The organism is Pseudomonas hormoni (assembly GCF_018502625.1).
Lineage (GTDB): Bacteria > Pseudomonadota > Gammaproteobacteria > Pseudomonadales > Pseudomonadaceae > Aquipseudomonas > Aquipseudomonas hormoni.
In genome coordinates, this window is the sequence record NZ_CP075566.1 from 3,781,762 (window position 1) to 3,804,992 (window position 23,231).

Here is a 23,231-nt window from a genome sequence, read left to right on the forward strand (position 1 = left end):
TGTGGTTCCACAGTCAACCTTGTGGTGCTTTCAGTGGCCCCATCGCCAGCAGGCTGTCTCCCACATTTGTTCTGCGAACACAGTTCAAATGTGGGAGCCAGCCTGCTGGCGAATAGGCCCTTACAGACGCTGGAAAATCAGAGCCCCTCCAACTCCGCCATCAAGTCATTCAACCGATCCACCTTCTCCTCGGTGATGTCACTCGCGGCCAAGCCGTCGATGTACTCCGCCAGTTCCTCCACCGTGCTGCACTCGAACATCGCCCGCAGCGGCACATCCCGTTGCAGCGATTTCTGCACCCGCGAGGCAATCTGCGTCGCCAGCAGCGAATGCCCGCCCAACTCGAAGAAGTTGTCGCGTACACCGACCTTCTCGACCTTCAACACCTCGGCCCATATATCCGCCAACGTCTGCTCCAGCTCATTGCGCGGCGCCTGGTAATCCTGGTTCTGCAACTGGCCGATCTCCAGCGCCGGCAACGCCTTGCGATCCAGTTTGCCGTTGGCATTGAGCGGCATCCGCTCCAGCCACAACCAGTGCAGTGGCACCATGTATTCCGGCAGCTCGGCGCGCAGGCGTTGCTTGATGCGCTCCAGACGCTCGGTCGGATTCAGTGCCGAATCCGCTGCGACCAGATAGCCAACCAAGTGTTTACCGTTCACGCCTTCCTGCACACCGACCGCCGCTTCGCGGACCTCGGGTTGCTCGTGCAGACGCGCTTCGATTTCACCCAGTTCGATACGGTAACCGCGAATCTTCACCTGATGGTCGATCCGCCCGACGTATTCCAGCACGCCGTCACTGCGCCGACGGGCCAGATCGCCAGTGCGATACAGACGATCCCCCGGCTCACCAAACGGGTTCGGCACAAATACCTGCGCCGTGCGCAGCGGATCGCTGACATAACCGCGCCCGACACCCGTGCCGGCCACGCACAACTCGCCCACCGCACCCAACGGCACCAGGTCCAGCGCGCCATCGAGCAGGTACAAACGGTTGTTGTCGGTCGGCGTACCAATCGGCAAATAGCTGCCGCGGGTCGAGGCCACGTCGACGCGGAAGAACGCCACGTCGTCCGAGCATTCCGCCGGCCCGTAGGCATTCACCAGCCCGATGTCCGGGTAGCGCAGCAGCCATTGGTGCGCGAGTTCCGGCGGCATCGCTTCACCCGTCGGCAGCATCCAGCGCAGGCCGTCGAGGCTCATGCGCTCCTGGGCGAGCATGCCCTGAATCAGCGACGGCACGCTTTCCAGCACGGTGATGCCCTGGGCCGACACATGCGCCAGCAAACCTTGCGGATCGTGGGCGATGGTGTTCGGCACGATGTCGACCCGCGCGCCAAACAACGGCGCGGCAAGGAACTGCCAGACCGAAATGTCGAAGCTTTGTGAAGCAGTCTGCGCGATTACATCGGCGTCGCTGAGATTGAGGTACGGCACCTTGCTCAACTGGTTATTGAGCATGCCGCGCTGTTCGACCATCACGCCTTTGGGCAGACCGGTCGAACCCGAGGTGTAAATCACGTAGGCGAGGTTGTCCGGGCCGCTGTAGATGCCCGGATTGGCCACCGACACATTGCTCGCCTGAACATCTTCCCACACCAACAACTTCGGCCGACTGGCGCAACCGAATTCCTCCAGCAGCGCCACCGCCTGGACGCGACAGGCCTGAGTGCACACCAGCAACGGCGTACGACTCAGGTCGATGATCCGGCTCAGACGCTGACTCGGCAGCCCCGGGTCCAGCGGCAGATAACCCGCCCCAGCCTTGAAGCTGCCGATGATCATCCCGAGCAGGTCGAGGTTACGTTCGGCCAGCAACGCCACCGGTTGATCCAGCCCGACACCCGCCGCGATCAGCGCATGACCGAGGCGGTTGCTGCGCTGGTTCAGCTCCACGTAACTGTGTTGCTGATCGAGGCAACTGGCGGCGATCCGTTGTGGATGCAACGCCACCTGCGCTTCGAACAACGCCACGTAGCTCTGCTCCAGCGGGTAATCGTGTTCGCTCTGGTTGCAGCCATGAATCAGGAAGTCTTGTTCCTCGGCGCCGAGCAACGGCAAGTCCGTCATGTCGCCATGGAAACCTTCGACCAGTGCCAGCAACAAACGTTTGAACTCACCGAGCATGCGCTCGACGGTCGACTCGTCGAAATAACGCTGGTCGTAAGACAGGTGCAAGCCCAGGTCATCGCCCGGATAGCACACCGCCGTCAGCGGGAAGTTGGTGTGGGTCCGACCAGAATCCGAGGTCGCGTTGAGGCTCTGCGCACGGTCGAGCACCGAGACTTCCACCGGGGCGTTTTCGAACACGAACAGGCTGTCGAACAGCGGCTGGCCTTTCGGCAATTCGCTGTTTTCCTGAATGCTCACCAGTGGCAGGTATTCGTACTCGCGCAGTTGCATGTTGCTGTCGAGCAAGCCGCTCAGCCACTGGCGAACACTGCAACGCTGATCGTCCTCGGGCATTTTCACCCGCAGCGCGATGCTGTTGATGAACAGCCCGACGGTGCGTTGCATTTCCGGCATTTCCACCGGACGCCCGGCCACCGTGACGCCGAACAGCACGTCGCGATCACCGCTCAAACGCCGCAGCACCAGGGCCCACGCCGCTTGGGCGAAGGTGTTGATGGTCAGCTGATGGGCCTGCGCCAGTTCACGCAGTTGTGCACCGTCGCGGGCATCGAGACGGGTGTAGCGGTCACCGACGATCATGCCGCCGCTGTCGCCCGCATGTTCACGCAGGAACGGTCGGTCGCTCGGAATCGGCGTGGTCCGTTCGAAGCCTTGCAGGTTGGTTTTCCACCACTGCCGCGCTTCGTCCAGGCTCTGGCGTTGCAGCCAGCCGATGTAGTCGCGATAACGTGGCGGCACGGTCAATTGGACCTCGCGACCCTCACCCAGCGCGGTGTAGATCTCAAAGAAATCCGCCATCAACAGCGAGCGGCACCAGGCATCGATGAGGATGTGGTGGTTGCTCATCATGAACCAGTAGCGTGCTTCGCCAACTTTGATCAAACGCAGGTGGAACGGTGCCTGGTTGAGCAGATCGAACCCGGCTTCGCGCTCGCTTTTCAGCAGTGCTTGCAGTTTCGGTTCTTGCTCGGCCTCGGCGATGGCGGTCCAGTCGAGATACTCGATCGGCGTGCTGCCCGGCTTGTGGATAACTTGCAGCATGTCTTCGCCGACGTTCCAGCAGAAAGACGCACGCAAGGCTTCGTGACGGGCGATCACCGCTTGCCAGGCCTCGGCGAAACGCTCGGGATCGAGTTCGCTGTTGATGCGATAACGATCCTGCATGTAGTAGAGACCGGTGCCCGGCTCCAGCAAGGTGTGCAGCAGCATGCCTTCCTGCATCGGCGTCAGTGGGTAGACGTCTTCGATGGCGGCGGCCGGAATCGGCAGTGCGTCGAGTTGCGCCTGGGTCAGCTTCGCCAGCGGGAAGTCCGACGGCGTCAGGCCACCCGCCTCGTCACGCAGGCAATGCTCGATCAGGCTCTGCAATTCGCCGAGGTAGGCGTCCGCCAGTTCGCGGATGGTTTGCGCGTCATGGCGTTCGGCGCTGAAGGTCCAGCGCAGCACCAGTTCACCGCCGTAGACCTGACTGTCAACGCTCAGCTCGTTGGGCAGCGGCGCTTTCGGATCGTGGGCGGCACCGACGGCTTCATCCAGCGGACGGAACAACGCGTCCGCGCCGAAGCTCTGGTCGAACTGGCCGAGGTAGTTGAAGGTGATTGGCGCCACCGGCAACGCAGCCATGGCTTCACGGCACGGGGCATCGGCGAGGTAACGCAGCACGCCATAACCCAGCCCTTTGTGCGGCACGCCGCGCAGTTGTTCCTTGATCGCCTTGATCGAGGCACCCTGCCCGGCGGCTTCTTCGATGTTCAGAGGGGTCAGGCGCAGCGGATAAGCGCTGGTGAACCAGCCCACGGTGCGGGTCAGGTCGATTTCGTCGAACAGCGTTTCGCGACCGTGGCCTTCGAGTTGAATCAACGCCGACTCATGACCGCTCCAGCGGCACAGCACGCGGGCCAATGCCGTCAGCAACAGGTCGTTTACCTGGGTGCGATAGGCGCTCGGTGCCTGTTGCAACAGTTGCCGGGTGTACTCGCTATCGAGGCGCACGCTGACGGTTTCAGCGTGACGATTCTGCCGGCCGCCCTCAGGCCGGTCACACGGCAATCCGACGCTCGGCCCGGCCAGTTGCGACTGCCACCAGCTCAGCTCCTCACGCAGGGATTCGCTGCCGGCATACGCCTGCAAGCGTGCGGCCCAGTCCTTGAAGGCGCTGGTTTTCGCCGGCAGTTTGACCGACTGTTCAGCCGCCAGTTGGCGATACACCGTTTGCAGATCGTCGAGCAATACGCGCCAGGAAACGCCGTCCACCACCAAGTGATGGATCGCGAAGAACAGCCGTTGCTGGCCTTCAGGACCATCGACCAGCAGCGCACGCATCAACGGCCCTTGTTCAAGGTCAAGGCTGCGCTGGGCATCGGCGAACAGTGCCGCGCATTTATCCATCGCCGACACCCGCACTTGCCACAGCACCGGCGCGCCTCCCACCTTCTGGTGCGCCGCCCTCCATTCGCCTGCGGCTTCAGAGAAACGCAGGCGCAAGGCGTCGTGCTGTTCGATCACCGCCAGCAGCGCTTGCTCCAGACGATGAGGTTCCAGCACAACGGTCGGTTCCAGCAACAACGCCTGGTTCCAGTGCTGACGCTCGGGCATGTCGGTGTCGAAGAACCAGTGCTGGATCGGCGTCAGACGCGATTCGCCGGTGAGCAAACCTTGCTCGGCCGTGACCTGTTCGGTGCGGCTCGCCACAGCGGCGAGTGTTTGTACGGTCTGGTGCTGGAACAGGTCACGCGGGCTGAAGTGAATGCCCTGCTGCCGCGCACGGCTGACCACCTGGATCGACAGGATCGAGTCGCCGCCCAGTTCGAAGAAGTTGTCGTTGAGACCGACCTGCGCAACGTTCAACACGTCGCACCAGATCTGCGCCAACGTCAGTTCCAGCTCGTTGCTCGGGGCCACATAGTCCTGACGATTCAGCTCGGGATCCGGTGCCGGCAACGCACGACGGTCGAGTTTGCCGTTGGCCGTCAGCGGCATGCTGGCCAGCAGGATCAGGTGCGTCGGCACCATGTAATCCGGCAGTTGCGATTTCAGGTGAGCCTTGAGGGCTTCGCGCAATTCGGTTTGTTGTGCTTCGTCCTGATCCGCTACCTCAGTGACCAGATAGCCGACCAGTTGTTTGCCGCTCGGTGCGTCCAGTGCCAAAACCACGGCTTCACGGATCGATTGATGTTCCAGCAGGCGGGTTTCAATCTCGCCCAACTCGATGCGGAAACCGCGAATTTTCACTTGATGGTCGATGCGTCCGAGGTATTCCACCAGTCCGTCGGCACGTTGACGCACCAGGTCGCCGGTGCGATAAATCCGCCCACCATCGGCCACGAACGGGTTAGCCACGAACCGCTCCGCCGTGATGCCCGGACGGTCGTGATAACCCTGCGCCAGACCGGCGCCGCCCACATACAACTCACCCGTCGCACCTTGCGGCACCAACGCCAGATCGGCGTCGAGGATGTACGCCACGCGAGCACCGATCACGCTGCCGATCGGCACGCTGCCCATGCCCTCTTCCAGCTGCTCAGGCGCCAGACTGGCCAGCGGCATGACCACGGTTTCAGTCGGGCCGTAGGCGTTGAAGAACAGGCTCGGTTTGAACGCCGCACGAATCCGCTGCAGATGTTCGCCGGTCAGCGCTTCACCGCCGGTGATGCACATGCGCACCGGCAGGGTTTCGCCCTGAGTCGCCAGCCACTGCGCCAGTTGGCTGCCATAGCTCGGGGTGAAACCGAGGATGTTGATGTTGTGGCGACGGATCAACCCGCAGATTTCTTCGGCGTCCCACTGGCCTTGGGCGCGCAAGACAACCTGAGCACCACTCAGCAACGGCACCAGCAAACGCTCGGTCGCGGCGTCGAAGTTGATCGAATAGAAATGCAGCTCGCAGTCGTCCGGACGCATGCCAAAGCGCTCGATGACCGCGCGGCAGTGCATGGCTATTTCACCGTGGGACACCACCACGCCTTTCGGCTTACCGGTAGAGCCCGAGGTGTAAATCAGGTACGCCTGGTGTTGCGGCAGGCTGATGAACGGCAGCTCGGTGGCCGGGTAGTTGGCCAGTTCCGCAGCATCCTCCTCCAGGCACCAACGGGCGACGGTGGATGGCAGATCACCGAGGGCCTTGAACATCGCCGCATCGCTGAGCAGCAAACCGACGCCGCTGTCTTCGATCATGTAATGCAGGCGATCGAGAGGGTATTCCGGATCGAGCGGCACATAGGCGCCGCCCGCCTTGAGGATCGCCAGCAGGCCGATGACCATTTCCAACGACCGCTCGAGTGCCAGACCGACGCGAACCTGCGGCCCGACACCCCGCTCGCGTAGCATCCAGGCCAGGCGATTGGCACGGCTGTCGAGTTCGGCGTAACTCAGGGTTTCACCGGCGAACGTCAGCGCCGGCGCATCCTTGCGCGCCAGGGCCTGCTCGCTGAACAGGTGATGGATGCACTGATCCAGTCGATGTTCACCCGGCTCGACGCCGAGGCTGTCCAGCAGGTGTCGTTGCTCAGTGGCTTCGAGCAAAGGCAGTTCACTGAGGCGCTGCTGCGGGTCGGCCAGCAGCGCTTCCAGCAGATTGCGCCAGTGCTTGGCCATGCGCGCAATGCGCGGCTCGTCGAACAAATCCGTGCTGTAAGTCAGGCAGCAACCGAGACGATGATCAAGGTCGGTAACTTCCAGATTGAGGTCGAACTTGGTCGCACGCGCATCGTTGGCAAGGTACTCGACAGTCATGCCGGCGAGCGTGCGGCTTTGCTGGAATTCCCAGCGCTGCACGTTGCACATCACCTGGAACAGCGGGTTGTACGCAGCACTGCGCGGTGGTTGCAAGGCCTCCACCAGATGATCGAACGGCAGGTCCTGATGGGACTGGCCTTCGATCACGGTGTGACGCACCTGCTCGAACAACTCGCTGACCGACATCTGCCCGTCGAGCTGGCAACGCAGCACCTGGGTGTTGAGGAACGCACCGATCAACCCTTCGCTTTCCGGGCGAATACGGTTGGCCACCGGCGCGCCGATACGCAGGTCGGTCTGGCCGCTGTAGCGGTAAAGCAGCACGGCCAGCGCGGCGGTCATGGTCATGAACAGGGTCAGACCGTTTTGCGCATTGAAGGCGCGAACCCGTGCGGCGAGGTCGTCGCTCAGGTCGAATCGGAACAGCTCGCCCTGATGACTTTGCACCGGCGGACGCGGACGGTCGGCAGGCAATTCCAGCAGCGGATGTTCGCGGCCCAGTTGCGCGGTCCAGTAGTCGAACTGACGCTGACGCTCGCCGGATTCCAGCCACTGACGCTGCCAGACGCTGTAATCGAGGTATTGCACCGGCAGCGGCGCCAGTGGCGACTCACGATCATCGACAAACGCTTCGTAGAGCGCGCTGAGTTCCCGGGCGAAAATGTCCATCGCCCAGCCTTCGGTGACGATGTGGTGCAGGGTCAGCACCAGGTAATGTTCCTGCTCAGCGGTCTTGACCAGGCAGGCGCGCAGCAGCGGTCCGGTTTCCAGATCGAACGGCTGATGGGCTTCGTCGTCGGCCAATTGCTGGACCGCCCATTCCCGGCCGTTGGCATCCAGCGCGGAGAAATCCTTCCAGTCCATGCGCATCCCGGTTTCCGGGTGCACCCTTTGCTGCGCCACGCCGTCGACGCTCGGGAACGTGGTACGCAAGGTTTCGTGACGCATGATCAGCGCTTGTAACGCCGTCTCGAAGCGTCCGACATCCAGCACTCCACGCAGCCGCGCCATGCCGCCGACATTGTAGGCCGGGCTGTCCGGCTCCATCTGCCAGAGGAACCACATGCGCTGCTGGGAATAGGACAGCAGCACCGGTTGGCTGCGGTCGACTTTCTCGATCGGCGGTTGCTTGTTGGTACTGCCGCTGGCCTGGATCTGTTGGACCTGCTGGGCAAATGCGCCCAGTTCACTGTTTTCGAACAAGGCCCGCAGCGGCAACTCGACGTCGCAAGCCTGCCGGGTGCGGGAGATGATTTGCGTGGCCAGCAGCGAGTGACCGCCGAGGGCGAAGAAATCGTCACGCAGGCCGATCTGCTTCAAGCCCAGCACTTCACGCCAGATCGCAGCGATCTGCTGTTCAAGTTCAGTGACCGGCTCAACGTGTTCGCGCACTTGCCACTGGGGTTCCGGCAAGGCGCGACGGTCGAGTTTGCCGCTTGGGCTGAGGGGCATTTCTTCCAGGCGCATCAGTTGCGCCGGGACCATATATTCCGGTAGCTCGGCCGCCAGCGCGGTTTTCAGGCGTGCGGCTTGCGCGTCTTCTGTTTCACTGGTTTCAGTGGTGGTGTAGTAACCGATCAGTTGACCACCGGCCGCTGTTTCGCGCACCAGCACCACCGCTTGAGCGATGCCGTTCTGAGCCAGCAGACGCGCTTCGATTTCTTCCGGTTCGACGCGAAAGCCACGCAGTTTGACCTGTTGATCGAGACGACCGAGGTATTCGATCACGCCCTCGGCGGTCCAGCGTGCACGGTCGCCCGTGCGGTACAAACGTGCGCCCTGCTCGCTCAACGGATCGACGACAAAGCGTTCGGCGGTCAGGGCCGGACGGCCCAGATAACCACGGGCCAGACCGAGGCCGCTGATGCACAGCTCACCCGGCACACCGGCCGGCACCGGGTTGAGTTCGCTGTCGAGCACCCGGCAGATAACGTTGCCCAACGGACGGCCAATCGGCGAGCGCTCGCCATCGGCCGTGCTGCAATGCCAATGGGTGACGTTGATCGCGGTTTCGGTCGGGCCATAGCGGTTGTGCAGTTGCACGGCCGGCAGTTGTTCCAGCACGCGGTTGCGCAACTCGGCAGGCAAGGCTTCGCCGCCCGAGAACACACGACGCAGGCTGGTGCATTCGGCGGTGAGCGGTTCGTCGATGAACAACGAAAGCAATGGCGGCACAAAGTGCAGCGTGGTCACGCCGTATTGCTGAACCAGCTGCGCGATGCGGTGCGGATCGCGATGTTCACCCGGGCCGGCAATCAGCAAGCGGCTGCCTGTGATCAGCGGCCAGAAGCATTCCCATACCGAGACGTCGAAACTGATCGGCGCTTTTTGCATCAGCACATCGGTGTCGATCAGGCGATAGGTGTTCTGCATCCATTGCAGGCGTTCGGCGAGGGCTGCGTGGGTGTTGCCGACGCCCTTCGGCTGGCCGGTGGAACCGGAGGTGTAAATCACGTAAGCGAGGTTGTCGCCGTGCAGATGCAGACCCGGCGCCTGGCTCGGCCAGTTCTCCAGGTGCAGCGCATCCATGGCGATCACGCTGACGCCATCGGTGTCCGGCAGTCGGTCGAGCAATCGGGTTTGGGTCAGCAGCAATTCCACGCCGCTGTCGCTGAGCATGTACGCCAGTCGCTCGGCCGGGTAATCCGGGTCCAGCGGCACATAGGCGCCACCGGCCTTGATGATCGCCAACAGACCGATCAGCAACTGCGGCGAACGCTCGGCAGCGATGGCCACGCACACGTCCGGGCCGACGCCTTTGTCCCGCAGATAATGCGCGAGGCGGTTGGCCTGGGTGTGCAGTTCGGCGAAGTCCAGACTGCCGCCGTCCCACAGCAGTGCGGTGCGTTCCGGCGTCAGGCGGGCCTGTTCGTTGAGCAGTTCCGGCAGCCATTGGCTCGCCGGTGTGCACGGCGCGGCGCTCCACGACGCTTGCTGATCGTGCTCGCTTGGCGCCAACAGTTGCAGGTCGCCGATGGCCGTTTTCGGCTGGTCGCAAATGGCGCGCAGCAGGTTGCTGAAATGCTCGGCCAGTCGCTCGATGGTGGTGGCGTCGAACAGTTCGCTGGCGTAGTCGAAGGACAGGCTCAGGCGACCGTTACGGTCTTCTTCGCTGTGCAGTTGCAAGTCGAACTTGGCTTCGCGGCTGTGCCACGGCAGTTCTTCGGCGAGCAGACCGGGCAAGCGACGCAGTGCGCTCAGGTCCCGCTGCTGGTGGTTGAACATGACCTGGAACAAGCCCTGTTCGCGGGCTTGCGGGAAGGCTTCCAGCAGTTGTTCGAACGGCAGGTCCTGATGCGCTTGTGCGCCCAATGCGTTTTGGCGGGTTTGCGCCAGCAACTCAACAAACGGCAACCGCGAATCCACTTCGGCGCGCAGCACTTGTGTGTTGATGAAGAAGCCGATCAGGCCCTGGGTTTCCAGGCGTGGACGGTTGGCGTTCGGCACGCCGATGCGAATGTCGCGTTGGCCGCTGTAGCGATGCAGCAGGCTCTGGAACGCCGCGAGTAACAGCATGAATGAAGTGGAATCGTGGGCCTGGGCGGTCTGGCGAATGGCATCGCTCAGGGGCGCGCCCAACCGGACGGTGTGGCGTGCGGCGCTGTGCAGCTGTTGCGCCGAACATGGGTGATCGGTGGCCATGCTCAGGGTCGGATGCTCATCGCCCAACTGCGCTTTCCAGTAGGCCAATTGCCGTTCGCCCTCGCCTTGCGCCAGCCATTGACGCTGCCAACTACCGTAGTCGGCGTACTGGGTCGGCAAAGGCGCGAGTGTTGCCGTTTGCCCTTGGGACGCGGCAGCGTACAGGCGCGAGAACTCGTCGATCAGCACATTCAGCGACCAGCCATCGGCGATGATGTGGTGCAGCGTCACCAGCAATTGGTGATCCTCATCATCAAGGCGTACCAGCGTCACCCACAGCAGCGGGCCTTTCTCCAGATCGAACTGGGTGTGCGCTTCGTCCTCGCGGAGTTGTTGCGCGCGGGCTTCACGCTCGGCGACGGGCAGATCGCTGATGTCGATCAGTTGCAGGTTGAATTCGCCGGCGGCATCGACCTGTTGCAGCGCTACGCCGTCACGTTCGAAAAAGCGCGTGCGCAGGGATTCGTGGCGTTCGATCAGTTGCTGGAAACTGGCGCGCAAAGCGTCTTCGTCCAGTTCGCCGCGCAAACGCAAGGCGCCGGGAATGTTGTAGGCGCTGCTTTGCGGGTCCAGTTGCCAGGTAATCCACAGACGGTTTTGCGCCAGGGATTGCGGCAGCGCTTCGCTGCGCGACAGCGTGCTGATTGCACCTTGAGCCAGGCCGCCGTCCTGTTGTTGCTGCGCGACCGCGGCAGTAAATGCGCCGAGGGTCGGCGCTTCGAACAGCAGGCGCAGGTTCAGCTCCAGACCGAGCTCTTCACGCAAGCGCGCAACCACTTGAGTGGCGGCGATGGAGTTGCCGCCGAGCAGGAAGAAGTGGTCATCGGCGCTGACCTGTTTGACCTGCAATTGCTCGGACCAGATCTGGCCGATCAGGGTTTGCAGCTCGGAACCCGACTCGGTTCTCGCCTCGTTTTCCGTGGTGGCCGACGGGAACACCGCGTAGCTGTCGAGGCTGCCATCCGCCAGGCGATTGCGGCACGCCGAGCGTTGCAGTTTGCCGCTGGAGGTCTTGGGCAATGCGCCCGGATTGAGCAACACCACCACGCTCGGCGCTTCCTGATACGCCTCGGCCACGGCTTGGCGAATGGCTTTGATCAGCGCTTCGGGCGGCAGGATTTTCTGCACGCTGCGGCTGATTTCCGCGGCGATGCCGATGCCTTCCTGACCGTCGATGTTCACGGCGAACGCGGCGACGCGACCTTTGCGCACCACTTCCACTTCATGCTCGATAGTCTGTTCGATGTCTTGCGGATACAGGTTGTGGCCGCGAACGATCAGCATGTCTTTCAGGCGCCCGGTGATGAACAGCTCACCGTCGCGCATGAAACCCAGGTCACCGGTGCGCAGCCAGGTTTTTCCGGCGAGCTGGACGAAGGTCTTGGCACTGGCCTCGGGGTTGCGCCAATAGCCGTGGGCGATGCTCGGCCCGGTGGCCCAGACTTCGCCGATCGCGTTGTCGGCCAGTTCGTTGAGCGCCAATGGATCGACAATCAGCACCGCGTGATCCGGCTGGCTGATGCCGCAACTCATGATCGCGCTGCCCTCGCCCGCTTCGGCACGGTTTTGTGCCAAAGCCTGATCGTCCACCCGCAGATTGCCGATGCCTTCGCCACGTGGTGTGCCCGCGACGAACAACGTGGCTTCCGCCAACCCATAGGACGCCATGAAACTGTCCGGGGTGAAACCGCAGCTCGCGAATTTCTCGGCGAAACGGTCCAGGGTATCGAGGCGAATCGGTTCGGAACCGGAATACGCCACGCGCCAGCCGCTCAGGTCGAGGCGTTCCAGCGCCGATTCGCTGACCCGCTCGCTGCACAGTCGATAGGCAAAATCCGGCCCGCCGCTGATGGTGCCGCCGTATTCGCTTATCGCTTCCAGCCAGCGCAACGGCCGACCGAGGAAGTACGCCGGCGACATCAACACGCACGGCACACCACTGAAAATCGGTTGCAACAGGCCGCCGATCAAACCCATGTCGTGGTACAGCGGCAGCCAGCTGACGATCACGTCATCCGGGTTCAGGTCGATGCCGAAACCGTGGCGAATCAGCAGTTCATTGGCCACCAGGTTGCCGTGGCTGACTTGCACACCTTTAGGCAGCGCCGTGGAGCCGGAGGTGTATTGCAGGAAAGCGATGTGATCGCCTTCGAGGTTCGGCTCGACCCAACGCTCCGCCATCGCAGCATCAAGGGTGTCGACGCACAACAGCGGCGGCGCGCCTTCAATTTGCTGCAACGCGTCGCGCAGGCCCGCGCTGGTCAATAGCAGACGCGGTTCGGCGTCGCTGATGATCGACAGCAGGCGCTCCTGGTGATGACGCTTGGCCGACTCCGGCGGATAAGCCGGCACCGCAATCACGCCCGCATACAAGCAACCAAAGAACGCCGCGACGTAATCCGGACCGCTGGGAAACAACAGCACCGCGCGATCGCTGAAATCCGTCTCGCCCTGCAACGCACCGGCAATGGTGCGCGCCCGTTGATCCAGCTCGCGATAACTGAGCACTACTGCCTGATCCGGGGTTTCGGCGAGAAAACGCAAAGCCACCCGATCCGGTGTCAGGACCGCGCGGCGCTGAAGGGCTTGGACCAGTGTGCCAGGTATTTCGAACGCGTCGGTCATGAGGTTTCCTGCCTGAATTCGGCTTGCAAATGGAATCGGTTTTCTGACGTCACGCCCCTTCGGGGGCATGCAGGACGCGGTCTTCGCCGACCGCGCAAGGCATTGGGAATGCTGTTTCGGCCGGGGCTAGCGCCCGGAGCCATTCACCAATGAGAACGGATGACGTCTGAAAATAATTAGTCGGCAGGCTTGATCGTCAACGGGGGCGCGGCTGCGTCAGCGTGTCGCAGTTCTCACTGTGCACCTTTGAAGAGCATTACTTCTCTTTCTCAATTGACAATCATTATCATTCAGAATAATTTGTCGCTCGATGTGTAGGACGGCTCCGATTCTCCTGTCGTCCCACGACCCTATTTGCAGCAAGGTGATTTCCATGACGGAACAAGTATCCACAAGCAGGTGCGATTCACCGCTACTTCAGGCGTTCGTCGACAATCGACTGATTCTGGTCAAGATTGCTGCCCGTATTACCGGCTGCCGGTCACGTGCCGAAGATGTTGTTCAGGATGCGTTCTTCCGCCTGCAATCGGCGCCGCAGATCACATCCTCGATCAAGGCTCAGCTCAGTTACCTGTTCCAGATCGTGCGCAACCTGGCGATCGATCACTACCGCAAACAGGCGCTGGAACAGAAGTATTCGGGGCCTGAAGAGGAAGGGCTGAACGTGGTGATTCAAGGCGCTTCGCCGGAAACCTCGCACATCAATTTCTCGACCCTGGAGAACATCGCCGACGCGTTGACGGAGCTGCCGAGCCGCACCCGCTACGCCTTCGAGATGTACCGCCTGCACGGTGTGCCGCAAAAGGACATCGCCAAGGAACTCGGTGTCTCGCCGACCCTGGTGAACTTCATGATTCGTGATGCGTTGGTGCATTGCCGCAAGGTGTCGGGCAGTCGCGCTGACACCTTCGCCCGTCGTTAAAAGCTTCGCGGGCAAGCCTCGCTCCTACAAGGTTTGCGCTGAACCTGTAGGAGCGACGCTTGCCCGCGAAGACTGACTCAAGACCGGCACAGATCTTGAGTCCCCAAGCATCACGCCAACCCACACCGCTCAAAAAACCGCTCCCGCCCCAACACCATCAACGCCGCGCGCTTGTGCGGGAAGTCGAACTCTTTCTCGCAGTGAAAACGCTGCCCCTGCATATACCCGATCATCTTCGCGTTATCGGCGCGCGGCTCGGCGACCACCCGCTGGGTGCGTGGATCGTCGAGAAACAGGTAATGCGTCAACGCCGATAACCAGCTCGCCACCTTGTGCGGACCGCGATGATTTTCTTCGCCGACCAGCATGTGAATGCCACGGTCGTAATCGCCCGCCTCGTAGAACGGCGCAATGCGGTCTTCCTTGGCCCAGTAGGCTTCAAAATAGGCAAACGGTTGGTCATCGAAACAGCCGATCAGCGTCACGGTGTGCGGATCAGCTTCGAGTTTGCCCAGGTACTCGCGATGCTGTTCGAGGCTGCCCTCTTCCTGCCAGAAACTCGCCACCCGCGCACTGTTCTGCCAGCGGTTGAACCGCGCAAGGTCGAGGTCGATATCCACCGTTCGCAGGGAAATCCATGCGCCCAGTCGGGCATCGAAACGCCGATAGACCTCACCGCGTGGCTTCACTGGCCGCAACGGATGGCGCTTGCCGCCGCTGATCACCCTCTGTTGTGGATAGCTGCCGGTCATCGATGCCCCCAACCAGGGCTGCGGCAACTGCCAGAACAACGCGCGCTCGCAGCGATACTGGCCGGCCGTTTCGTTCGGGATCAGTAATCCACTGAGCAAGGCTTCAACGGGAGCCTCATCGAGGTGCCACGCCAGGTGCTGACACGCGGGGTCACGGGCAAACAACCAATAACAGGCGGCCCACAATGCCTGAGTGTCGAGGCGTGCTTCGACCCGCACCTGCAACTCGGGCTCGCGTGTCAGGCGCAGGGTAATCAGCGGTTGCGCGTCCAGGCTCAGACTCAGCCGGTTTTCGCTTTCTTCAGCGACAAGGCGACTGCCCGTCGGCAAGGCCAGGGCAGTCAGGTCATTCAGATCGGGCATGGGTCGGGCTCACGGTAATCGTCGACAGTTCAACGATGTGACGTGATCCCGTGCGGGAAATTTAAGAGAAGTCGGTTAATTCGCGACCTGCGGCGCGTTCTCAGCGTGCGAGACGGGCACGATGGCGATCTTGTACGGATCGAAAATCTTCAGCATCTGGCCGTTGTCCCGCAACCCTTGCAGCAACTTGCCGAACGCCTCGCCGGTGATCGGTGCCTCGGGACGGAGAATGGCGTAGTGGTGATAGACCTGATCGATGCGCTGGGACACCAGCAACTGATCAGCGACCTTCTCGTTGCGCAGCAGGTAATCGCTCAGGTAAGAGCGCGTCACCAGGGCAATGTCGGCGCGTCCGCGCAGCACCATCAGCAGGTTGCTGTCGTGGGAATAGGTCAGTGTGGCGTTGTAGTTTTGCGCGAGGACTTTCGGGTCGGCATTGAAGTTGGCGAACTCGTAGTGATAACCGCTGAACAGCGCCAGACGCTTGCCGGCGAGGTCGGAAAAGTAGTTCTGCTGACGATTCGGGATTCGTTGCGCGACAAAAATCTCGGCGTCCTCCAGCCCCATGTCGACGCTGGTGTGGGGAATCTCCTTCCAGCCCCAGCCCGGGTTCTCGAAAATCGCCATGTCCACCCGGCCCTGCTTGAAGTCACCGAAGCGTCGCGGAATGGAAGTCGGCACCAGCTCGAACTTATAGTCGCTTTGTAACGCATTGAGCGCTTCGACCAACTGTGGCAACAGACCGGTGTCGGCACCGGATTCCGGGCGCACGGTATAAGGCGGAAAATGCGCGGCACCAACCCGCACCAGCTGTGCAGCGGGGGACGGCAATACCCACAACGCCGCAAGCGCCGCCAGCAAAAGCCGTGAGGCCGTCCGAATTGGCGAAGACATCAAAACTTCCCACTCCCCAAAAAAATACGCATCAATCCATTCAAGCTAGGCGGTTTCCGCCACTTAGCCAGTTTCTTGCTGCCCTGCGCGAAATTATTGTTTTTCTTCCAGCACCAGAATCAACGCCTCATCGGCCAATTGATCGAGGTTCATGCTGCCATCCGCGCGATACCAGGTCGTGGTCCACGACAGCGCACCGGTCAGAAAACGGCGGGTGATGAACACGTCGCCGCGGATGAAGCCCGCGTCCTTGGCCTCCCCCAGCACCTGCAGCCAGAGGTCCTCATAGATGTCGCGCAGCGCCAGGACCTTTGCCTGGCCGTCTTCGGACAGCGAACGCCATTCGTACACCAGCACCGCCATGGCCTCACCGCTGCCGCCCATGATCGACTGCAATTCGCAGCGAATCAGCGCCAGCACCCGCTCGCGCACGTTGTCGGCTTCAGCGATCGCGGCACGCATCAACGCGGTGTTGTAGCGAATGGTTTCCTCCATCACCGCCCGCAGGATCTCGTCCTTGCTTTTGAAGTGATGAAAAATACTTCCCGACTGAATGCCCACGGCACCGGCCAGATCGCGCACCGTGGTGCGTTCAAAGCCTTTATTGCGGAACAGGTGGGCCGCAACTTGCAGCAGCTTGCCACGGGCGCTGTCCGGGTCGGTCAACTGGCCGCTGTCGACCAGTTCGCGCATGACCCTCAGGGCTTTTTGCTCGTCCACCCGTTCTCTCCTACAGTCGTATTCACCGCTAAAACAGCGGGGTTGCGCGGGCAATTTAAGCTGACGAAGGCAACCAAGCAAGCGCTCGGGCCGAAGATATTTCAACCGTTTACAAACCAAGCGCTTGCTTGGTAGTCTCGATTCACGTTTGTCGGAGGTGGCTATGGAAAGGGCTGTGCCTGAAACGATACGCATCGGTTGCGCCAGCGCCTTCTGGGGCGACACCTCGACCGCCGCCGCGCAACTGGTGGACGGCGGGCGCCTGGACTATCTGGTGTTCGATTATCTGGCCGAAATCACGATGTCGATTATGGCCGGTGCGCGGATGAAAGATCCACAGGCCGGCTACGCCAGTGACTTCATCGAAGTCCTCAGCCCTCTGCTGGGGTCACTCACCGAACAGAAAATCCGCGTCATCAGCAACGCCGGCGGCGTCAATCCACACGCCTGCGCCGCTGCGCTGCAAGCGGCCTGCGACAAGGCTGGCGTGCCGCTGAAGATCGCGGTGCTGCTGGGTGATGATCTGCAACCGCAGTTCAAACAGCTGAGCAGCCGCGGCCTCCACGAAATGTTCAGCGGCGCACCCTTGCCGCCGATGTGCGTTTCCACCAATGCCTACCTCGGCGCGCCGGGCATAGTCGAAGCCTTGCGTCTGGGCGCGGACATCGTGATCACCGGGCGCGTGGTCGACAGCGCCGTGGTCAGCGCTGCGCTGGTGCATGAATTCGGCTGGTCCTGGCACGACTACGACAAACTCGCTCAAGCCGCCCTCGCCGGGCACATCATCGAATGCGGCGCCCAGTGCACCGGCGGCAACTTCACCGACTGGCGCGATGTCCCCGACTACGAACACATCGGTTTCCCCATCGTCGAAGTCAGTGCCAACAGCCAGTTCCTTGTCAGCAAACCCGAAGGCTCCGGCGGCCTCGTTACGCCCCTCACCGTCGGCGAACAAATGCTCTATGAAATCGGCAACCCGCAGGCTTATCTCTTGCCCGACGTGGTTTGCGATTTCTCTCAGGTCAAACTTCAGCAACAAGGCAGGAACGCGGTTCAGGTGCATGGTGCAAAGGGTTTGCCTCCGACTGATCAATACAAGGTCAGCGCGACATATCCGGACGGCTTCCGCTGCACCGCCAGTTGCCTGATCGCCGGGATCGATGCGGTGGACAAGGCCCGGCGTGTCAGCGAAGCAATCATCAACAAGACCTCGGAAATCTTCAGTCAGCGCGGCTGGGCGCCTTACAGCGAAGTGAACATCGAACTCCTGGGCAGCGAGGCGACCTACGGCCCCCATGGCCAGCGACAGGACAGTCGCGAAGTGGTGATCAAACTCGCCGTGCGCCACCCGAGCAAACAGGCCTTGATCGTGTTCTCCCGGGAAATTGCCCAGGCCGCCACCGGCATGGCCCCGGGGCTGACAGGGATCGTCGGCGGCAGGCCGACGGTGTATCCGCTGATCCGGCTGTTTTCGTTCCTCATCGACAAAACGGCCTGCACGCTGGACATTGATCTCAACGGTCAGCGTCACCCGTGCGCCCTGCCCGCCCTCGACGCGCTCGCCACCGCGGACCTGCCGGTGCCGTTCGAACCACCGAAACCCACAGGTCGCGCCGATGCCAGCGTGGCACTGATCAAACTCGCGGTTGCACGCTCCGGTGACAAGGGCAATCACAGCAACATCGGCGTCATGGCCCGCGATCCGGAGTACCTGCCGTGGATCGCCGAAGCCTTGACCCCGGCAGTGATCGTCGACTGGATGAGCCACGTGCTCGACCCGATTCATGGACGCGTCGAGCGCTGGTATCTGCCCGCGACCCACAGCCTTAATTTTCTGCTGGAAAACGCCCTGGGCGGGGGCGGCGTGGCCAGCCTGCGGATCGATCCGCAAGGCAAAGCCTTCGCCCAACAACTGCTGGACATCCAGATTCCGGTGCCTCAGCGCATCGCCGACCAGGTCAACTAGAGGACTGCCGCCGTGGCCTACGATTCGATTTTCAAAGCTGATCTGTTTGCCGGACAAAACATCATCGTCACCGGTGGCGGCAGCGGCATCGGCCGCTGCACCGCTCATGAACTGGCGGCGCTCGGTGCCCATGTGCTGTTGATCGGGCGCACTGCCGACAAACTGAAATCCGTGACCGCTGAAATTGTCGAGGATGGCGGCAAGGCCGATTGGCAGACCTGCGATATTCGCGAAGAGGAAGCGGTCAAGCATCTGGTCAGCGAACTGATCCGCAAGCACGGTCCGATTCATGGACTGGTCAACAATGCCGGCGGCCAATTCCCGTCGGCGCTGGCCTCGATCAATCAGAAGGGGTTCGAAACCGTGATGCGCACCAATCTGGTGGGCGGTTTCCTGATGGCCCGGGAAGTGTTCAATCAATCCATGAGCCAACACGGCGGCGCCATCGTCAACATGCTCGCCGACATGTGGGGCGGCATGCCCGGCATGGGTCACTCGGGCGCGGCGCGCTCGGGCATGGACAACCTGACCAAGACCGCTGCGTTCGAATGGGGTTACGCCGGTGTGCGGGTCAACGCGGTGGCGCCGGGCTGGATCGCCTCCAGCGGCATGGACACTTACGAAGGCGCGTTCAAAGCGGTGATTCCGACCTTGCGCGAACACGTGCCGCTGAAACGCATCGGCACCGAATCGGAAGTCAGTGCCGCGATCGTGTTCCTGCTCAGCCCGGCCGCGGCGTTTGTCAGTGGCAGCACCTTGCGTATCGACGGCGCCGCCAGCCTTGGCGGCCGGGCGTGGCCGATCCACAAGGCGACCAACAGTGAGTCGTTCAACGGTTTCCACCGCGCGTACTTACCGGACGTGCTCAAGGACAAGGAATAAGTCATGCCGGTCATTGAGTCGCAAGTCGACCCGTTCAGCGAACAGTTCGCCCGGAACCGTGCCGCGATGCTGGCCGGTATCGAGCAAGTCCGTCAGCTCGAACAAAACCTGCTGAACAAAGCGGCCGAAGCCAAAGCGAAGTTCGACAAGCGCGGGCAATTGCTGCCCCGTGAACGCCTCAACCTGTTGCTCGACCCCGGTGCGCCGTTCCTCGAACTGGCAAGCCTGGCCGGTTACAAATTGCATGACGACAAGGATGGCAGCTCGGCGGGCGGCGGCTTGATCGCCGGGATCGGCTACGTATCCGGCGTTCGTGCCTTGGTGGTGGCGAACAACAGCGCGATCAAGGGAGGAACCATCTCCCCCAGCGGCTTGAAAAAATCCCTGCGCCTGCAACAGATCGCCATGGAAAACAAACTGCCGGTGATCACCCTCGCTGAAAGCGGTGGCGCCAACCTTAATTACGCAGCGGAGATTTTCGTCGAAGGCGCGCGCAGCTTTGCCAATCAGGCGCGGATGTCGGCCATGGGCTTGCCGCAAATCACCGTGGTCCACGGCTCGGCCACGGCAGGCGGCGCGTATCAGCCGGGGCTGTCGGATTACGTGGTGGTGGTGCGCGGCAAAGCCAAGCTGTTTCTCGCCGGGCCGCCCCTGCTCAAGGCCGCCACCGGCGAGGTCGCTACCGATGAGGAACTGGGCGGCGCCGAGATGCACGCGCAAACCGCCGGCACCGCTGAATACCTGGCCGAGAACGATGCCGATGGCGTGCGTCAGGTGCGGGAGATTGTCAGCCTGTTGTCGTGGAATGATCAGTTGCAATGGGCACCCGAACGTCACCATCAAGAACCGCTCTACCCCATCGACGAACTGCTCGGGCTGATTCCCGACGACCCGAAAAAACCCTATGACGTGCGCGAAATCATCGCGCGAATCGCCGACGGTTCGAACTTCCTCGAGTTCAAGGGTGAGTTCGATCAACAGACCGTCTGCGGTCATCTGCAGATTCAGGGGCGCGCCTGCGGGTTCATCGGCAACAACGGCCCGATCACGCCCAAAGGCGCGAGCAAGGCTGCGCAGTTCATTCAGCTGTGCGATCAGAGCCGGACGCCGCTGCTGTTTTTCCACAACACCACCGGGTTCATGGTCGGCACCGAGTCGGAACAACAAGGCGTGATCAAGCACGGCGCCAAAATGATCCAGGCGGTGGCCAACGCCCGGGTGCCAAAACTGACGATCGTTGTCGGTGGTTCCTATGGCGCCGGCAACTATGCGATGTGCGGCCGCGGCCTCGACCCCCGCTTCATCTTCGCCTGGCCCAACAGCCGCACGGCGGTGATGGGCGGCGCTCAGGCCGGCAAGGTCCTGCGGATCGTCACCGAGGCCAAACAGCTCAAGGACGGTCTGGTACCTGACCCGAAAATGCTCGACATGCTGGAGCAGGTCACCGCGCAGAAACTCGACAGCCAGTCCACCGCGCTGTATGGCAGCGCCAATCTCTGGGATGACGGATTGATTGATCCCCGGGATACCCGGACGTTGCTAGGTTACTTGCTGGACATCTGTCATGAGGCCGACATGCGGCCGCTGCAAACCAATAGTTTTGGCGTGGCCCGGTTCTGAACCGGCCAGAGGAGAACAATAAAAATGATCTTCACCCAGGAACACGAAGCACTGCGCCGCACCGTTCGCCAATTCGTCGCGCACGAGATCAACCCGCACGTCGAGGAGTGGGAAAAGGCCGGGCGTTTCCCAATCCACGACATCTTTCGCAAGGCGGGGGAGCTCGGCTTGCTGGGGATTTCCAAACCGGAAAAATTCGGCGGCATGGGGCTCGACTACAGCTATTCGATCGTCGCCGCCGAAGAGTTCGGCACCATTCATTGCGGCGGGATCCCGATGTCCATCGGCGTGCAGACCGACATGTGCACGCCGGCGCTGGCACGCTTCGGCTCCGATGAACTGCGTGAAGAATTCCTGCGGCCGGCGATTACCGGCGAACAGGTCGGTTGCATCGGCGTGTCGGAAGTCGGTGCCGGTTCCGACGTCGCCGGCTTGAAAACCACCGCCCGCAAGGACGGCGACGACTACGTGATCAACGGCAGCAAGATGTGGATCACCAACTCGCCGAGCGCCGATTTCATCTGCCTGCTGGCCAACACCTCGGACGACAAGCCGCACATCAACAAATCGCTGATCATGGTGCCGATGAACACCCCCGGCATCAGCCTCAGTTCGCACCTCGACAAGCTCGGCATGCGCAGCTCGGAAACGGCCCAGGTGTTTTTCGACAACGTGCGCGTACCGCAACGCAACCGCATCGGGCATGAAGGCGCGGGGTTCATGATGCAGATGCTGCAATTCCAGGAGGAACGCCTGTTCGGTGCCGCGAACATGATCAAGGGCCTGGAATACTGCATCGACAGCACCATCGAGTACTGCAAGGAACGCAAAACCTTCGGCAATGCACTGATCGACAATCAGGTCATCCACTTCCGCCTCGCTGAGCTGCAAACCGAAGTCGAATGCCTGCGGGCGCTGGTCTATCAGGCCACCGAGCAATACATCAAAGGTCAGGACGTCACGCGCCTAGCGTCGATGGCCAAACTCAAGGCCGGACGACTGGGCCGCGAAGTCAGCGACAGCTGCCTGCAATATTGGGGCGGCATGGGCTTCATGTGGGACAACCCGGTGGCCCGCGCCTACCGCGACGTGCGGTTGGTATCGATTGGCGGCGGCGCCGACGAAATCATGCTGGGGATCATCTGCAAACTGATGGGCATCCTGCCGGGGAAAAGGAAATGAGCACCCTGCCGGTTTGCCAGACACTCCTGCTCGAGCCGCATAACGGCGTGCTGCACATCACCCTCAACCGCCCGGAATGCCGCAATGCCATGAGCTTGCAGATGGTCGCCGAGTTGCGTTCGGTGCTGTCGGCAGTGCGCGATGACCGTGAAATTCGGGCCTTGGTGATCGGCGGTGCCGGCGGGCACTTCTGCGCCGGTGGCGACATCAAGGACATGGCCAATGCCCGAGCTCAGGGACCTTCGGCCTACCGCGATTTGAATCGGGCGTTTGGCGCGCTGTTGCAGGAAGTGCAACACGCGCCGCAAGTGGTGATCACGGTGCTGCAAGGCGCGGTGCTCGGCGGTGGTCTGGGGCTGGCGTGCGTCAGCGATGTCGCCCTGGCCGATCACCAGGCGCAATTCGGTCTGCCGGAAACCAGCCTCGGCTTGCTGCCCGCGCAGATCGCACCGTTCGTGGTTCAGCGTATCGGTTTGACCCAGGCTCGACGGTTGGCACTGACTGCAGCGCGATTTGATGGCACACACGCCCGGCGCATGGGTCTGGTGCATTTTGTCGAGCATGACGCGCAAGCGCTGGCCGAGCGTCTCGATGAAGTTCTGGCCCATGTGCTGTGCTGCGCGCCGGGGGCGAATGCGACGACCAAAAAGCTGTTGCTGGCGAGTGCTGGGCAGCCTTCGGATGCCTTGCTGGATGAAGCGGCGGAGTGGTTCAGCGAAGCGGTGACCGGGGCTGAAGGGGTCGAAGGGACCATGGCTTTCGTGCAGAAGCGCAAACCGGGGTGGGCCTCTTAA

10 protein-coding genes are annotated in these 23,231 nt (G+C 62.0%); 6 read left to right on the forward strand and 4 right to left on the reverse strand.

Annotated features, from left to right (window positions below; all coding sequences use genetic code 11):
• Positions 1-137 precede the first annotated feature (137 nt).
• A complete protein-coding gene (locus KJF94_RS17580; RefSeq protein ID WP_214377545.1) occupies positions 138-13,136 on the reverse strand; it encodes a non-ribosomal peptide synthetase in 12,999 nt (4,332 codons plus the stop codon).
• A 373-nt stretch (positions 13,137-13,509) separates the two neighbouring features.
• Between KJF94_RS17580 and KJF94_RS17585 the strand changes: the two genes are divergently transcribed.
• A complete protein-coding gene (locus tag KJF94_RS17585) occupies positions 13,510-14,058 on the forward strand; it encodes an RNA polymerase factor sigma-70 (protein ID WP_017339972.1) in 549 nt (182 codons plus the stop codon).
• Positions 14,059-14,168: 110 nt separating this feature from the next.
• Here the strand turns inward: KJF94_RS17585 and KJF94_RS17590 are convergent, their stop codons facing one another.
• From KJF94_RS17590 to KJF94_RS17600, 3 genes are all read right to left on the reverse strand, one after another.
• Positions 14,169-15,173, reverse strand: coding sequence for a GNAT family N-acetyltransferase (locus KJF94_RS17590; protein ID WP_214377546.1), 1,005 nt, complete (start codon positions 15,171-15,173; stop codon positions 14,169-14,171).
• Positions 15,174-15,248: 75 nt separating this feature from the next.
• Positions 15,249-16,067, reverse strand: coding sequence for a substrate-binding periplasmic protein (locus KJF94_RS17595; RefSeq protein ID WP_214377547.1), 819 nt, complete (start codon positions 16,065-16,067; stop codon positions 15,249-15,251).
• 93 nt (positions 16,068-16,160) lie between these two features.
• Entirely contained in the window at positions 16,161-16,787 is a 627-nt protein-coding gene (locus tag KJF94_RS17600; protein WP_084321150.1) for a TetR/AcrR family transcriptional regulator, read from the reverse strand.
• Positions 16,788-16,962: 175 nt separating this feature from the next.
• On the opposite strand from KJF94_RS17600, the gene KJF94_RS17605 reads away from it, so the two are divergent.
• The 5 genes from KJF94_RS17605 to KJF94_RS17625 are packed head-to-tail and all read left to right on the forward strand — an operon-like array spanning position 16,963 to position 23,231.
• The gene (locus KJF94_RS17605; protein ID WP_214377548.1) at positions 16,963-18,753 is read left to right on the forward strand and encodes an acyclic terpene utilization AtuA family protein; all 1,791 of its coding nucleotides are present in this window, start codon (positions 16,963-16,965) and stop codon (positions 18,751-18,753) included.
• 12 nt (positions 18,754-18,765) lie between these two features.
• A complete protein-coding gene (locus tag KJF94_RS17610) occupies positions 18,766-19,635 on the forward strand; it encodes an SDR family oxidoreductase (protein WP_214377549.1) in 870 nt (289 codons plus the stop codon).
• 3 nt (positions 19,636-19,638) lie between these two features.
• Complete coding sequence (gene atuC / locus KJF94_RS17615; protein ID WP_214377550.1) at positions 19,639-21,255, forward strand: geranyl-CoA carboxylase subunit beta; 1,617 nt, start codon at positions 19,639-19,641, stop codon at positions 21,253-21,255.
• A 24-nt stretch (positions 21,256-21,279) separates the two neighbouring features.
• A complete protein-coding gene (atuD, locus tag KJF94_RS17620) occupies positions 21,280-22,437 on the forward strand; it encodes a citronellyl-CoA dehydrogenase (protein ID WP_214377551.1) in 1,158 nt (385 codons plus the stop codon).
• Positions 22,434-23,231 carry an enoyl-CoA hydratase/isomerase family protein gene (locus KJF94_RS17625; RefSeq protein ID WP_214377552.1) on the forward strand — a complete coding sequence of 266 codons (798 nt, stop codon included), beginning with the start codon at positions 22,434-22,436 and terminating at the stop codon, positions 23,229-23,231. Before atuD ends, KJF94_RS17625 begins: the two co-directional genes overlap by 4 nt.